12 protein-coding genes are annotated in these 14,607 nt (G+C 73.8%); 2 read left to right on the top strand and 10 right to left on the bottom strand.

Annotated elements, in window-relative coordinates; all coding sequences use genetic code 11:
- Positions 1–44: 44 nt before the first annotated feature.
- Positions 45–1,472 (bottom strand): LCP family protein, encoded by a 1,428-nt coding sequence (locus R2737_13045; protein MEZ5117185.1) that lies wholly within the window; start codon positions 1,470–1,472, stop codon positions 45–47.
- A 215-nt stretch (positions 1,473–1,687) separates the two neighbouring features.
- Here R2737_13045 and R2737_13040 point away from each other — a divergent pair, with 215 nt between their 5' ends.
- Positions 1,688–2,731: a glycosyltransferase family 2 protein gene (locus R2737_13040; protein MEZ5117184.1), complete on the top strand. Its 1,044-nt coding sequence runs from the start codon at positions 1,688–1,690 to the stop codon at positions 2,729–2,731.
- Positions 2,732–2,747: 16 nt separating this feature from the next.
- Here R2737_13040 and R2737_13035 read toward each other — a convergent pair whose 3' ends face one another.
- The 9 genes from R2737_13035 to R2737_12995 form a co-directional block, all read right to left on the bottom strand.
- Positions 2,748–3,851: a glycosyltransferase gene (locus R2737_13035; protein MEZ5117183.1), complete on the bottom strand. Its 1,104-nt coding sequence runs from the start codon at positions 3,849–3,851 to the stop codon at positions 2,748–2,750.
- An 11-nt stretch (positions 3,852–3,862) separates the two neighbouring features.
- Positions 3,863–4,780 (bottom strand): ABC transporter ATP-binding protein, encoded by a 918-nt coding sequence (locus R2737_13030; protein ID MEZ5117182.1) that lies wholly within the window; start codon positions 4,778–4,780, stop codon positions 3,863–3,865.
- The gene (locus tag R2737_13025; protein ID MEZ5117181.1) at positions 4,767–5,576 is read right to left on the bottom strand and encodes an ABC transporter permease; all 810 of its coding nucleotides are present in this window, start codon (positions 5,574–5,576) and stop codon (positions 4,767–4,769) included. The genes R2737_13030 and R2737_13025 overlap by 14 nt, the downstream gene beginning before the upstream one ends.
- 83 nt (positions 5,577–5,659) lie before the next feature.
- Positions 5,660–6,919, bottom strand: a complete 1,260-nt coding sequence (locus R2737_13020; GenBank protein MEZ5117180.1) for a nucleotide sugar dehydrogenase — start codon at positions 6,917–6,919, stop codon at positions 5,660–5,662.
- Positions 6,920–7,196: 277 nt separating this feature from the next.
- Positions 7,197–8,222, bottom strand: a complete 1,026-nt coding sequence (locus R2737_13015) for an aldo/keto reductase (protein ID MEZ5117179.1) — start codon at positions 8,220–8,222, stop codon at positions 7,197–7,199.
- 117 nt (positions 8,223–8,339) lie between these two features.
- Entirely contained in the window at positions 8,340–9,818 is a 1,479-nt protein-coding gene (locus R2737_13010; GenBank protein MEZ5117178.1) for a glycosyltransferase, read from the bottom strand.
- Entirely contained in the window at positions 9,815–10,897 is a 1,083-nt protein-coding gene (gene wecB, locus R2737_13005) for a UDP-N-acetylglucosamine 2-epimerase (non-hydrolyzing) (protein MEZ5117177.1), read from the bottom strand. The genes R2737_13010 and wecB overlap by 4 nt, the downstream gene beginning before the upstream one ends.
- The gene (locus tag R2737_13000; protein ID MEZ5117176.1) at positions 10,894–12,144 is read right to left on the bottom strand and encodes a hypothetical protein; all 1,251 of its coding nucleotides are present in this window, start codon (positions 12,142–12,144) and stop codon (positions 10,894–10,896) included. The genes wecB and R2737_13000 overlap by 4 nt, the downstream gene beginning before the upstream one ends.
- Positions 12,144–13,799 (bottom strand): glycosyltransferase family 4 protein, encoded by a 1,656-nt coding sequence (locus tag R2737_12995; protein ID MEZ5117175.1) that lies wholly within the window; start codon positions 13,797–13,799, stop codon positions 12,144–12,146. The genes R2737_13000 and R2737_12995 overlap by 1 nt, the downstream gene beginning before the upstream one ends.
- Before the next feature lie 181 nt (positions 13,800–13,980).
- Here R2737_12995 and R2737_12990 point away from each other — a divergent pair, with 181 nt between their 5' ends.
- Positions 13,981–14,607, top strand: a complete 627-nt coding sequence (locus R2737_12990; GenBank protein ID MEZ5117174.1) for a hypothetical protein — start codon at positions 13,981–13,983, stop codon at positions 14,605–14,607.

Below are 14,607 nucleotides of genomic sequence, written 5' to 3'. Positions count from 1 at the left end.
CCGGCAAGGGCCGGCCGGCTGGAGCCGGACGCGGTGTGCGCTAGTCAGCCGCAGATGTCCTGGTCGGCGCTGCGGACCTGGTCCAGGGACGACGTGGGTGCCGACACCTTCACCGGGGACGTGCCGGCGTACGACGACCCGACGATCACCTCGATGGTCCGGCCGAGGCCCTCGACCGCGACCAGCTCGGCGTCCGGCAGAGCCGCCGCGACGGTCTTCACCGAGCGGTCCCAGCCCGGGTCGTAGCGCACCACGGTGGTGGTCGCGTCCGACGCGTCGGCGTTCTCCGCGGGCCCGGCCATCTCGAAGCCGATCTTCGCCAGGTCCGTGGCCGCGCGGCCGCCGAGCCCGTCGACCCCGGCACCGTTGTAGACCTGCACCCGGATCTCGCCCGGCGGCACCTCGACCGTGGCCGCCTTGGCCTTCACCACCGGCTGGTCGTCACGGATCTTCGCGAACAGCGCCGTCGCCGCCAGGTCGTCCCACAGCAGCGTCGAGCCCAGGCCGTCGACGCGGTGGTCGTACTCCGCCACCGGCACGGTCATGAACGTCACGTTCTTGGGGTCCAGACCGCGCAGCCGCTGGGCCAGCTCCATCAACTGGTCCGACCCGAGTCCCTCGTCGGTCTTCACGCTCTCCGCGGCGGCCGACACGAACGAGTCGAACGCCACCGGGTTCAGCAGCATCCCGGCGCTGGTGGCCTTCTGCATCATCGACGCGAGGAACTTCTGCTGCCGCTGGATCCGGCCGATATCGGCGGTGGCGTCGATGTAGCGGGCGCGCACGTACGCCAACGCCTGCGGGCCCTGCACGGTCTGCCGCCCGGCGGGCAGGTCCAGCCCGGACTTCTCGTCCTGGGCGGCCGCGGGCAGGCACACCTCGACGCCGCCGAGGGCGTCGACCATGCGCAGGAAGCCCTTGAAGTCGACCTCCATGTAGTGGTCGATGCGCACCCCGGTGGCCTGCTCGACCGTGGACACGGTCAGGGCCGGGCCGCCGTACGCGAACGCGGCGTTGAGCTTGGCCTGCTGCGCGTCGTGCTGGGTGCCGTCGGCGTCCGTACGGGCCGGGATGGTGACGAGCGAGTCGCGGGGGAGGCTGACCATCGTCACGCGACCGCTGTCGGAGGACACGTGCATCAAGATCATCGTGTCGGTGTGGCGGCCGTAGTCGGCGTGCCCCACGTTGAGCTTGTTGCGCTCCTTGCGGGACAGCCCGGTGCGGTCGTCGGTGGCGACGAGCAGGACGTTGTAGGCCTCGCCCTCGCCCGCGTCGGGTCGGTCGGACAGGCCGGCGAACACGCTGATCTGCTGGATCTTGCCCAGGTAGCGCTGGGAGGCCGCCCAGCCGAGCAGGCTGGCGGCCAGGACGACGACGGAGAGGGTGCCGGCCAGCACCCGCAGCCCGCGACGCCGACGGCGCGGGGGACCGCCCGCGGGGGCGGGGCCGCGCCGGGTGCGCGAGTCGACCACGTCGGGATCCTCCAGCGGTCGGGGAAGGTCGGACGCCGGGTTCGACGCGCGACGGCCGTGGGTGGTGCCCAGCGGCTTCGAGGATAGGTACCCCGCGGCACCGCTCCCCGAACGGCGCGCCGGTCGGTGTGACGCGACTCATACCGGGCGGGGTACCCGAGCGGAGCGGCCTCGGGTGTCCGGCGAACCCCCGGGGAGCCGGTACCGTCGCCCCGATGACCACCGTGGACCCGCGGCCGACCGAGCCGGCCGTCGACGGCCCCTGGCCGGGGGTCTCTGTCGTCATGCCCGTGCTCAACGAGCGGCGGCACCTCGCCGACGCCGTCGGCCGGGTCCTGGCCCAGGACTACCCGGGACCGCTGGAAGTCGTGGTCGCGCTCGGACCGTCGCACGACGGCACCGGAGACCTGGCGGCCGAGCTGGCGGCGGCCGACCCCCGGGTCCGCACCGTGGACAACCCGACCGGGCGGACTCCCGCCGGCCTCAACGCCGCGCTGCGGGTGGCGGCGTACGACGTCATCGTCCGCGTCGACGGGCACGCGCTGATCCCCGACGACTACGTGCGCGCCGGAGTGGAGACGCTGCAGCGCACCGGGGCCGACAACGTCGGCGGGATCATGGGCGCCGAGGGCGTCACCGAGTTCGAGCAGGCGGTGGCGCGGGCCATGACGACGAAGCTCGGCGTCGGTGCCGCCGCCTTCCACGTCGGCGGCGAGGAGGGCCCTGCGGACACCGTCTACCTGGGCTGCTTCCGGCGCTCGGCGCTGGAGCGGGTGGGCGGCTACGACGAGGAGTTCGTCCGGGCCCAGGACTGGGAGATGAACCACCGCATCCGCGACACCGGCGGCCTGGTCTGGTTCACCCCGCGGATGCACGTGACCTACCGGCCGCGGCCGACGTTCGGGCGGCTGGCCCGGCAGTACTTCGAGTACGGGCGATGGCGGCGCGAGGTGATGCGCCGGCACCCCGAGACCGCGCGGCTGCCGGGCAGCGCGCGCTACCTGGCACCGCCGCTCGCGGTCACCGGGGTCCTGGCCGGCACCGTCGCCGGAGTGGTGGGCCTCGTCGGTGGGCCGGGCTGGCTGCGGCTGGGCTGGCTGGCGCCGGCGGGCTACGCCGCCATCATCGCGGCGGGCGCCGCGGTCAACGGCCGCGGGCTCGAGCGGGGCGCATGGGTGCGCCTGCCCGCGGTGTACGTGGCGATGCACGCCGCCTGGGGTGCGGGCTTCCTCACCAGCCCGGACGGCCTGCGCGGGTAGTCCTCGCGGGCGATCCTCACGCCCGCTCGGCGCCGGCGACCCATTCCTCCAGCGCCGCAACGAAGACCGCGCCGTCGCGGCCCCAGTCGTGATCGCGTTGCGCCGCCTCGTGACCGCGCCGGCCGAGGTCGGCGGCCCGTTGCGGGTCGTCCCGCAGCCGCAGCACCTCGTCCGCCGCGACCGCGGGCTGGCGGAACGGCACGACCACGCCGCAGCCGGCGCCCTCGACCAGCGCGCGCGCCGGTGGCGTCGGGGTGGTGACGACCGGGACACCGCGGGCCATGTACTCGATGACCTTGGTGGGCCGGGAGTGCCGGTAGTTCGGCTCGTCGTGCAGCAGCGACAGGCCCGCCAGCGAGCCCTCCACCCGGGACAGCGCCTCGTCGTTGGGCAGGTAGCCGTGCCAGCGCAGGTCGCCGTCGGCGTCGGCGCTCGCCAGCGCGTCGGACACCACCGAGTCGGCGTGCCCGGCTACCTCCACCGTGACCCCGGTGCCCCGCAGCAGCCGGCCCATCTCCACCAGGTCCAGCGCCCCGCGCTTCTCGGACAGGTGGCCGACGTAGACCACGCGGTCACGACCCGGCGGCGGGACGACCGCAGGCACGTACGTGCTGTTGGGCACGACCGGCGGGTCGCCGACGAACCGCGGCAGGTAGCCGTCTTCGGCCAGCAGCAGCGGGAAGCGGCGCTCGGCGGCGCGCTCGACGCCGCGGAAGCCGGCCGCCGTGGGAGCCCGCAGCGGACCGGGCAGCCAGGGCTTCAGGGTGACGGCCGCGGCGGTGTCCTCGTGCACGTCCCACACCACCACCGGGCCGCGCGGCGGCCGCGGCAGCCGCCAGGCGGGCAGCAGCAGCTCGGGGTCGTGCAGCAGCACCACGTCGTGCTTCGGGGCCTCGCGGCGCAGCAGTCGGCCGGCAGCGCGGACGGCGCCGAGACGATCGCGGCCCACCGCCCGGGGCAGGTCGGTCGTGCGCAGGTACTCCGGGGCCGTGACTCCGTACGCGGTGAACGGCGCCGCGTACGACACCTCGTGCCCGGCGGCCTTCAGGGCCGCGATCTCGCGGTGCAGGATGCGGGCGTCCTCGGGGTGGTGGACGACGGTGACGACCAGGACGCGCACGGGCGGCGCCCTCAGGTCCCCGAGTCCGGTGCGCTGGAGCCGCCGTCGGCGGCACCGCCGCCGAGCGCGGCCCGAAGCGACCGGCGCCGGGCCTTGATCTCGGCCTTGCGGCGGGTGCGGACCTCCTTGGCGAACACCTCGTAGGCGTTGAGGACCGGGCCCGCGTCACCGTCCATCCGGACCGCGCCCTCGTCCAGCCAGATCGCCCGGTTGCAGGTGTCGCGCACGACGTCGAGGGAGTGGCTGACCAGGAAGACCGTGCCGGCCTGGTCGCGCAGCTCGCGGATGCGGGCCTCGCTGCGCCGGCGGAACTCCGCGTCCCCGGTGGCCAGCGCCTCGTCGATGAGCAGCACGTCGTGGGTGACGGCGGACGCGATCGCGAACCGCAGCCGGGCCGCCATGCCCGAGGAGTAGGTGCTCATCGGCAGGTTGACGAAGTCGCCGATGCCGGAGAACTCCACGATCGAGTCGAACTTCTCCTCGACCTCGTCGGGGGACATGCCCATCGCCAGGCAGCCGAGCTCGATGTTGCGCTCGCCGGTGAGCTGGTTCATCAGGGCCGCGTTGACGCCGAGCAGTGACGGCTGGGCGTCGGTGTAGACCGCGCCGCGGGTGGCGGGCAGCAGCCCGGCGATGGCGCGCAGCAGCGTGGACTTGCCGGAGCCGTTGCTCCCGACCAGCCCGACGGCGTCCCCGCGGTAGGTCGCGAAGGACACGCCCTTGAGCGCGTGCACCTCGCGCACGCCCTGCTTGCGGCGACCGCCCATCAGCCGGCCCATGGCCGACCCGGTGCCGGTGTCGTGGCGCTGACGCGTCCGCTTGGCGCCCCAGACCCGGTAGACCACGTGCAGGCCGTCGACCACGATCGTCGGGACGCGGTCCTCGGGTGCCGCGACGGGAGCGGCGCCGCCGGCCTCAGCCGCGGCCATACGTGGCCTCCGCGCGCCAGAAGTAGACGAAGCCCAGCGGCAGGATCACCAGCGCCCAGGCCGCGCCGATGGCCCAGGCCCAGGGCAGCGACTGGTACGAGTCCATCAGCAGGTCGCGGGTGAGCTCGATGTAGACCGCTGCGGGGTTGACGTACATGAGGTTGGTGATCCACTGCGGGAAGCGCTCGGTGAACACCTGGATGCTGTAGAGCACGCCGGACAGGTAGAACCACAGCCGGATGAGGAACGGCAGGATCTGGTTGATGTCACGGGCGTTGGAGCCCATCCGGGCGACCGCCATCGCCAGGCCGGTGTTGAACATCGACTGGATCGCCAGCACGGCGGGCAGCAGGAACCACCACCAGGTCAGCGGCTCGCCCATGATGAGCACGACCGAGACCATGACGATCATCGAGTAGCCCAGCGTCAGGAACTGCTGCAGGGTGCTGGCCAGCGGAAGCACCGCGCGCGGGAAGTGCAGGGCCCGGACGAGGCCGAGGTTGCCGCTGATCGAGCGGGCGCCCGCGTTCACCGAGCTCGACGTGTAGCCGAAGATGAACACGCCGATGGTGAGGAACGCCAGGTAGTTCGTGACGCCGCGGGACGTCTGCAGCAGCACGCCGAAGATGACGAAGTAGATGAACGTCTGCAGCAGCGGCGTCAGGACCTGCCACAACTGGCCGAGCCGGTTGGCGCTGTAGGCGGCGTCGACCCGCGCCCGCGCGAACGTCCAGATGAACGCCCGGCGCTTCCACAGGTCGCGCAGGTAGGCGCCGAAGCGCGGGCGCCCGCCCATCTTGCGCAGCCCGTGGCGTGCGGCGAGGGCCGCTCCGGCGCTGGGCTGCGGTGCCGGAGCGGGGGTGTCGACGCCGGTCGCGGTCAGAGTCGCACCGCCGCGGGGTCGTCGGCCACGCCACGGGTGTCGAACAGTCGCGCCGCGGTCTGGGCGAGTGCGGTCAGGTCGTACGAGGAGTGGTTCTGCAGCAGCACGCTCACGTCGGCCTTGCGCAGCTCAGCGTCGAGGTCGCCGGCCCGCTCGACCGGAGCGCCGCCGACCTGCCAGTCGGTGACGTGCGGGTCGTGGTAGACCACGTGCGCGCCCTTGTCCATCAGCTGCTGCGCCAACGGCTTCGCCGGGGACTCCCGCTGGTCGGCGATGTCGGGCTTGTAGGTCACGCCCAGCAGCAGGACCCGGGCCCCGCGCAGCGCCTTGCCGTCGTCGTTGAGGACGTCCTGCACCCGGCGGACGACGTACGACGGCATGCCCGCGTTGATCTCCTGGGCGAGCTCCACGAAGCGGAACGGGTAGCCGAGGTTGGCGCGGACCTTGTAGGAGAGGTAGTTCGGGTCGATCGGGATGCAGTGCCCGCCGACCCCGGGGCCGGGGTAGAAGGCCTGGAACCCGAACGGCTTGGTCTTGGCCGCGGCGATGACGTCCCACAGGTCGATGCCGAGCTCGTGGCAGAACTTCGCCATCTCGTTGACCAGCGCGATGTTGATGTGGCGGTAGGTGTTCTCCAGCAGCTTGGCCATCTCGGCCTCGCGGGTGCCACGGGCCGGGACCACCGTGTCCACGAACCGGCCGTAGAACGCGGCGGCGGCGTCGGTGCACGCGGAGGTGTGGCCGCCCACGACCTTGGGCGTGTTCTTCATGCCGTAGACCGGGTTGCCCGGGTCGATCCGTTCCGGGCTGAACGCCAGGTGGAAGTCCCGGCCCGCCTGCAGGCCTCCGGCCTCGAGGATCGGCCGGGCCACCTCGTCGGTCGTGCCGGGGTAGGTGGTGGACTCCAGGATCACGAGCATCCCGGGGTGCAGGTGCGTGCTGATCGCAAGGATCGCGGACTCGACGGCGCCGAGGTCGGGGCCGCCGTCGGCGGACAGGGGCGTGGGGACGCAGACGACGGCGGTGTCCGCGTCAGCGAGCACGGCGGAGTCGGTGGTGGCGCGGAAGCCGGCGGCGAGCATCTCGTCGATGTCGGCGTCGGACAGGTCGTCCACGTGGGAGGCGCCGGCGTTGAGGCCGTCGACGACCGCCGGGGAGAGGTCCAGCCCGACGACGGACAGGCCGGAACGGGCGGCCTCCTGGGCCAAGGGCAGGCCGACGTAGCCCAGCCCGATGACGACGAGGTCGACCGACACGCTCTGCTCCTCAGGTGAGACCGCGCGACGCCGTACGGCGCCGCGGACGCCGGCCGATTCTCTCATCCACCCGCCCCTGCCCCGTCCTTCCACCGCCCCCTCGGCGTGGGCACACGATCCGCTGTGCGGATCGTGTGGCGAGGTGGTGCGGCGTGTCGACCGGGAAGCGGGCCACACGATCCGGCCGATGGGGCGGGTGGTGTTCGTGGGGTGGAACGGAGTCGTGGTGCTTCGCAAGGCTCCGGGAGCGGCAGGTTCCGGGACCGGTCGTCCGAGGTCAGGGGCCGACGGTGCGGGTGCGCTGCCCGACCCCCGCGGGGCCGTAGGGGTAGTCGGGGGCGTCCGGGGAGCTGGCGGCGTCCAGGGACTCGGTCTCCGTCACGTCCAGGTGCACGCCCACGGCCCCCAGGTTGGCCCGCAACTGGTCGACGGTGCGCGCCCCGAGCACCACCGACGCCACCGTCGGCCGGTCGTGCAGCCAGGCCAGCGCGACGACCGCGGGCGGAACTCCCCGGTTCTCGGCGATCCCGGTGAGCGCGTCCAGGACCGCCCAGGTCCGCTCCCGTGCCGCGCGGGGGCCGTACGCCTCCACTCCCCGCTCGGGGTCCTCGCCCAGCCGGGTCGCGCCGGTCGGCGCCGTGTCCCGCCGATACTTGCCGGTGAGCCAGCCGCCACCCAGCGGGGACCAGGGGAGCAGCCCGAGCCCCTCCTCGGCGCACACCGGAACGACCTCCCACTCCACCTCGCGGGCGAGCAGGTTGTACTGCGGCTGCATCGACACCGGACGGACCCAGCCGCGGGCGTCGGCCCGGTCCACGGTCTTCTGGGTCTGCCAGCCGGTGAAGTTGCTCAGACCCACGTAGCCCACGCGCCCCGAGGCCACCGCGTCGTCGAGGAAGCGCAGCCACTCGTCCACCGGGGTCAGCGGGTCCCAGGCGTGCACCTGGTACAGGTCCACGTGGTCCACGCCCAGCCGGCGCAGCGAGGCGTCCAGCGCACGGGTCAGGTGGCGCCGGGACAGGCCCGCGTCGTTGCCGTCCGGCCCGGTGGGGAACCGCCCCTTCGTGGCCAGCACGACGGCGTCCCGTGCCCCGACGCGCGCGGCCAGCCACTCGCCGACGATGCGCTCGGACTCCCCGCCGGCGTACACGTCGGCGCAGTCCACCAGCGTGCCGCCCGCCTCGACGAACAGGTCCAGCTGGGCGTGCGCCGCGTCCGGCGGGGTCTCCGCCCCGAACGTCATCGTCCCGAGCGCGTACGTGGACACCAGCAGGCCCGAGCGGCCCAGCGTGCGGCGTTCCATCCCGTCACCTCCGTCACATCGACCGGGTGGTGTTGCCTCTCCGGCGCGCGACTCGCCGGCCAACCTGGCCACATGATCCGCTAAGCGGATCGTGTGCCCGAGAGAAGGGGTGACGGGTTAGGCGGTCACGTCGTAGGCGCGGCGGGCCAGGGCGAGGCGGCGGGCCCGGTAGCGGGCCGAGGACCCCGGGATGAGCTGCTCCAGCGGGGTCCCGCGATGCACCAGGGCCGACGACACCCGCTCGGTCACCAGCAGCGGCTCGATCACCTCGGACCCCTCGCCGGACGGGTCCCACGGCGGCGGAGGGGCGTCGACCGGGATCCCGGCCGGCTCCTCCACCAGCCGCACCCGCAGCGGCCGGGACGGGCCGCTCGGCGGGGTCCGCCCCAGCGCGCGGCGCACCGCCGCGGTCCGGTCCGGGCCGATCACGTCCATCACCCCGGCCCGCGCGGCCAGCTCCGCGGTCCGCACCCGCTCCAGCGGCCCGGGCCGGTGCCGGTCGAACGCACCGGCCAGGGAGACCAGCAGCTGCGCGGTGTCCGCGGCACCCGTCATCGGGTCGGTGCGGGCCAGCGACAGGCAGGCGCGGGCCAGGTCCACCCGCACCCCGGTGTCCGCCAGGGAGCGCACCCCGGCGGCGACCCCCTCCGGGTCACCCGGGTCGGCGTACAGCGCCAGCCCGCGGGCCGCGACCGCCTGCGCCCGCGCCCGCTGGTCGTCGGTCGACCGGGTCGGGTTGGGCACGATCAACGTCGGCAGCCCGGCCGGCAGGAACTCGTGCACCGCGTTGTAGCCGGCCGCGCTCACCGCCGCGTCGAACGCCGACAGGTAGCGCACCAGCGGGTAGACCGACCGCAGCTCGACGACGCGCTCGGCGTCGACCAGTGGCAGCCCCTCGCGCGCGATCGCCGCCTTGGTGACGACGACCTGCCAGTCGGTCTCCTCCAGCAGCGTCCGGATCGCGACCTCACCGGGCGCGGCCGCCTCCCCGAGAACCCCGGACCCCAGCGTCACGAGCACGGTCGTGCGGGAGGGGTCGAGTCCGAGCTCCGCCGCGGCGACGTCGCGCGGCAGCGGCGGTACGGCGTCCAGCAGGCTGATCGGCCCGACCTGCACGGCGTCGCCGCGGTCCACCGTCGGGCCCGTGTCTCCCGCCGACCCCAGGTCGCCGGGCTCCACCACGAGGTCGAAGAACGGCGTCGCCGACAGCGCCCGGTCATTGAACCCGGGCACCCACATCCCGCGCCGCGACCACACGAACGCGGTCCGCGGCAGTCGCGAGCGGGCCTGCAGCAGCCCCAGGTACGGCGACACCCCGTCGAACAGCAGGACATCGGCCCCGGTCTCCTCGACGAACTCGACCACGCGGTCGCGCAGGTAGCGGTGCCAGGACACGTGCGGCATCCAGCCGCGGTCGTGCGACGGGCAGTACTCGCCGACCAGGCCGTGCGCGGCCACCACTGGCATCGCCAGCGACAGCGAGAACACCAGCGGCTCCGCGCGGCCCTGCAGCTCCAGCGCGACGGCGAGCTGCCGGGTCAGGTGCCCCATCCCGTGCCCGTTGCTCGTGGCGAGCACGATGCGGGGGGAGGTCATGCGCGCGCGGCCAGCCACGGGACGGTGATGTCGGCGACGCGCTCGCCGGCGTGACCGTCCCACATCGGCGGCACCGGCCAGGTCTCCAGCCGGCCGCGCTCGCGCACCTGCTGCACGGCCGGCACGAGGGTCTCCGTCGTGACCAGCCGGTTGGTGCCGTGCGTGATCGTCACGGGTCGCTCGGTGTTGGGCCGCAGGGTCAGGCACGGCACGCCGAGGACCGTGGTCTCCTCCTGGACCCCGCCGCTGTCGGTGACGACCGCCCCGGCGCCGCGGACCAGCGAGATGAATTCGATGTAGCCCAGCGGATCCACGACACGCACCCGTGGTTCGTCCGCGAGCCCGAGCCGCATCAGCCGTTCCCGGCCGCGGGGGTGCAGCGGGATGACGACGTCGTACATCTCGGCCACACCGTGCAGCGCGTCGACCAGCGCGCGCGAGGACTCGTCGCCGTCCACGTTCGCGGGGCGGTGCAGCGTCGCGACCACGTAGTCGCGGTCCAGCCCGTGCGCCGCCTGGTAGCGCTCTGGCTCGAAGCGGTCCAAGTGCTTGAGCAGGGTGTCGATCATCGGGTTGCCGACCAGGTGGATCCGGCTGTCCGGCAGGCCTTCCCGGGCCAGGTGGCCGATCGCGTCGGGGCTGGTGACGAACAGCAGGTCGGACAGCTGGTCGGTGAGCCGGCGGTTGACCTCCTCGGGCATCGTCATGTCGAACGACCGCAGCCCGGCCTCGACGTGCGCGACCGGGATGTGCAGCTTCGCGGCCACCAGTGCCGCCGCGACGGTGGAGTTCACGTCGCCGTAGACCATCACCAGCTCGGGCCGGTCCGCCAGGAACAACTTCTCCAGCCCCACCATGACCGCGGCGGTCTGCTCGGCGTGGCTGCCGGAGCCGACACCGAGGTTGACGTCCGGGCGGGGCAGCTCCAGCTCTCGGAAGAAGACTTCCGACATGGCGTCGTCGTAGTGCTGCCCGGTGTGCACCAGCAGCTGGGGCACACCGCGGGAGTCCAGCGCAGCCAGCACCGGCGCGGCCTTGGGGAAGTTGGGCCGGGCCCCGGTGATGTGGACGACGGTCATGCGCTGGCCTCCGCGCGGGTCGAGGTCCCCGCAACGCCGCCGCGGACGTACGGCACCGGCTCGGTGGGGAACAGGGGCAGCGGGACGTTGTCCAGCCACCCGCGGATGTCGTGGGCGAACCGCTCGGCGACGGTCGCGCGGTCCAGCCGCGCCCCGGAGAGCTCGGCGGCGGCGCGGGACTCGGGGGCCAGCAGCCGGCGGGACTCCCGCAGCGCGCCGACCAGGCCGTCGGGGTCGTCCTGGTCGTAGACCACCGCGGCCTCGTCGTCCACCAGGGGCAGCCCGCCGCTGGCCGACGGCAGCACGGCGGGCAGGCCGAAGGTGAGGCCGAGGATGAGCGCGCCGGAGTTGAGCGAGCGGCGGTAGGGCACCGCGGCCACGTCGGCGGCGTGGAACATCAGCTGCACGTCGTCGGGGATGACCTTCTTCGGGTACAGCCACACCGACGGGTGCGCGCCGGCCCGGTCCAGGAACGCGTTGGTCTCCCCGTTGCGGTCCGGCTGCCCGGCGACCAGCAGCGCCACGCGGCCGGGCTGCTCGCGGGACACCACGTCGACGGCGTCGAGGAGCTCGGTGAGCCCCTTGTACGGCTTGATCGCGCCCATCAGCAGCCACACCAGCGCGTCCGGCGGCAGGCCGAGCTCCTGGCGGGCGGCGGCGCGCGAGACCCAGCGCGGGTAGACGCCCTGGTAGCCGGGGTGGTCGCACTGGTAGGTGCGGTCCGGCGGCAGCGCGAACCACGGCGCCACCATCTCCGGGGTCCGGGTGCTCATCACGTGCACCACGTCGGCCAGCGCGATGATCCGCTCGCGCAGCTCGACCTCGGCGCCCTCGTGCTTCACGTCGTGCGGCAGCACGTTGTGGACGGTCCAGATCAGCTTGACGCCGTGGTCCTTCAGCCGGGCGATCCGGTCGACGAAGTCGTCCATCTTGCGCCGCGCGTCGGCCAGGTCTCCGGCCTTGGCCAGGACCACGTTGAGCCAGTGCAGGTGCAGCACCTTCTGCACCTCGTCGGGCAGCGACGTCAGCAGGGTGCCCGCGGTCCCGTCGTCGTACGCGGGCACCGGAAGGATGTTGCGGTCCAGCAGCCCGCCGTACAGGGCCTGCTGGAACGGGTTGGCCTTCGCGACGGGGGAGTAGGCGAGCACGGCGGGAGCCTGGTCGGTGTCCCAGCGGAGCTGGCGCAGCGCGCCCCACGCCTCCGCGCTCACGGTCGCCGGGTTGCGGCCGGCCAGCGAGATGAGCATCAGCGACCCCCGGTGGCGCGTCGGGCGTGGTTGTCCTTGGCCTGCTCGTACGCGTCGGCGAACGCCCGGCCGCAGGCGGCCCAGGTGCGCTCGACCGCGACCCAAGCGCGGGCCCGCTCGGCCATCCCGGCCAGAGCCTCCGGCGAGGACAGCAGCCGCTCGGCCACGGCGGCCAGGGAGTCGGGGTCACCGGCGCGGAACACCTCGGCCCGCTCGCCCGCGCCGGCGATCTCCACCAGGGCCGGCAGGTCGCTCACCACCAGCGGCACGTTCATCGCCATCGCCTCGAACGGCTTCATCGGCGACACCAGCCGGCCGGCGCGCTCGTTGATGCGCGGGACCACGAACAGGTCGATCTGGGAGTAGTACTGCGCGACCTTGCCGAAGGGCACCGACCCGGTGAACACCGCATTGGCGCCGAGCCCGAGGTCGGCGGCGCGCTGCTCGAGCTCCGGGCGTCGCCGGCCGTCCCCGACCAGCAGGACGGCGGCGTCCAGGCCCCTCGCGCGCAGCCGGGCGGTCGCCTCCAGCAGGACCTCCTGCGCCTCGCGGTGGTGGTCGAGGTTGGAGATGTAGCCCAGCACCAGCTTGCCGGTGAGGCCGAGCCGGTCGCGCAGCGCGGCGTCGCGCTCCTCGGGCTCGAACCGCTCGAGGTCCACCGCGTTGGGGATGACCACGACCCGGGACGGGTCGACCCCGTGCCCGGAGACGATCTCGTCGCGCATCGGTCCGGACAGCGTGACCACCATGTCGGCGGCCTGCATCGAGCGCGTCTCGGCCCCGTACCGGCGGTGGAAGTACGGCCCGGACTCCATGTAGCGCTCGTCGTCGGTCCAGGTCGTCTCGAAGAACGACCGCACCTCGTACAGCCAGGGCAGCCCGGACCAGGCCGCGAGGGCGCGGCCCACGAGGGCGGTCTCGTAGCCGCGGTGCCCGGACCCGATGTGCAGCAGCTCCGGACGCAGCGCCGCCACCTCCCGGGTCAGCACCTGGGCGGACAGCTGCAGGTACTCGTCGTACGGCAGTGACTGCAGGGTCGCGGAGTACGGCAGCACGTGCCGGTAGCGGATCCCCTCGACCCGGCTCACCTGGGTCTTGGCGTGCCGGCCGACGGTGGCCGGGAACCCCGGCATGGTCACGGCCACCGGGTCCAGCCCGGCGCCCTGCACCGACTTCAGCGTCTCGTGCGTGCGGGTGCAGAAGCCGTTGTGGAAGTACGGCATCGACTCCTTGGCCAGGTAGAGCACCCGGCCCGGCTCGGGGTCGGTGAGCGGACGGGGCTCCCCGGCGTAGGGCAGCCAGCCCGGGTCGGTCTCCACCAGCCGGCCCATCAGCGCCCGGGCCCGGGCCCGGTCCTCCGGCTTGCCGGACAGCTCGGCCAGCCGGTTGGACAGCACCGCAGCCTCGTCGAACCGGCCCTGCTTCACCATCACCTGGCTCTGCAGGCCCAGCGCCGACTTGGTGCCCGCGTAGCGCTTGAGCAGGTCGGACAGGATCTGCTCGGCCCGGGCGTAGTCCTTGCGCTCCACGTAGGTCTGGGCGCGGGACACCTCGGCCAGCGCGACCGCGCGGCGGCCGAACGAGCGGGCCTGGCGGGGCACGGCGCGGACCTTCGGGCGCAGGTAGCCGCGGGCCTTGCGCACCACTGCGGGCATGCGGGGCGTCCTTGGGGGGTCTCGGGGGCGGACGGGCGGAGCCGCGGGGCGCGGACCGGGGCCCGGCGGGGGCGGGTGCTCCCGGCGGGCCCGCCCTAGTGTGCCCGGTAGGCACCCGAAGCGCCGAACCGCCGACGTCCGCGCCGCCGGACGGGCGGTGCCCGGTGGCTAGCGTGCCCGGATGCTGGACCGGACCCGCGCCCTGTGGCGGCGGCAGGACCGGCACGAGGGCGACCGCTGGCGGCTCTTCCGGGCCGTGAGCGACCACGTCCGTGCTGACCGGGTCCTCTACCCGGGCAGCTACGTCGACGTCGCGCCGTCGTTCGTGTTCCCGAGCGTGACGTACGTGGACGTCGACGACCGGGCTGCGGCCTTCTTCGCCGACCGGCAGGGGGTCGCCGAGCTCATCCGCGAGCACCCCGGCAGCCCGGCCGAGCCGCGGTTCGAGTTCCACCACGCGGACTACACCGCGGACCTCGGCCTGCCCGCCGGGGGCTTCGACCTGCTGGTCTCGCTGTACGCCGGGTTCGTCTCCGAGGCGTGCACCGGTCTGCTCCGGGTCGGAGGCACCCTGCTGGTCAACCCCAGCCATGGCGACGCCGCCCTGGCGTCCCTCGACCGCCGCTACCGGCTGGGGAGCGCGGTCCTGGCCACCTCCGGGGGCTACCGGGTGAGCGCCGCCGACCTCGACACGTTCCTCCAACCGAAGAAGCCCGCCGCCCTCACCCGGGAGTCGCTGCGCGCGTCGGGCAGGGGCGTGGCCTACACGCGTCCCGCCTTCGCCTACCTGTTCCGCCGGGTGCGGTAG

This window comes from Candidatus Nanopelagicales bacterium (genome assembly GCA_041393815.1).
GTDB lineage: Bacteria > Actinomycetota > Actinomycetes > S36-B12 > JAWKJK01 > JAWKJK01.
The sequence above is the reverse complement of the archived record's forward strand: the minus strand, read 5'-3'. Positions and strand labels throughout refer to the sequence as shown.

Bases quoted from the DNA above. Each gene is read 5' to 3' on its own strand.
- R2737_13040 (MEZ5117184.1), top strand. From the start codon at position 1,688: ATGACCACCGTGGACCCGCGGCCGACCGAGCCGGCCGTCGACGGCCCC.
- R2737_13030 (MEZ5117182.1), bottom strand. From the start codon at position 4,780: ATGGCCGCGGCTGAGGCCGGCGGCGCCGCTCCCGTCGCGGCACCCGAG.
- R2737_13025 (MEZ5117181.1), bottom strand. From the start codon at position 5,576: ATGGGCGGGCGCCCGCGCTTCGGCGCCTACCTGCGCGACCTGTGGAAG.
- R2737_13015 (MEZ5117179.1), bottom strand. From the start codon at position 8,222: ATGGAACGCCGCACGCTGGGCCGCTCGGGCCTGCTGGTGTCCACGTAC.
- R2737_13010 (MEZ5117178.1), bottom strand. From the start codon at position 9,818: ATGACCTCCCCCCGCATCGTGCTCGCCACGAGCAACGGGCACGGGATG.
- wecB (MEZ5117177.1), bottom strand. From the start codon at position 10,897: ATGACCGTCGTCCACATCACCGGGGCCCGGCCCAACTTCCCCAAGGCC.
- R2737_13000 (MEZ5117176.1), bottom strand. From the start codon at position 12,144: ATGCTCATCTCGCTGGCCGGCCGCAACCCGGCGACCGTGAGCGCGGAG.
- R2737_12995 (MEZ5117175.1), bottom strand. From the start codon at position 13,799: ATGCCCGCAGTGGTGCGCAAGGCCCGCGGCTACCTGCGCCCGAAGGTC.
- R2737_12990 (MEZ5117174.1), top strand. From the start codon at position 13,981: ATGCTGGACCGGACCCGCGCCCTGTGGCGGCGGCAGGACCGGCACGAG.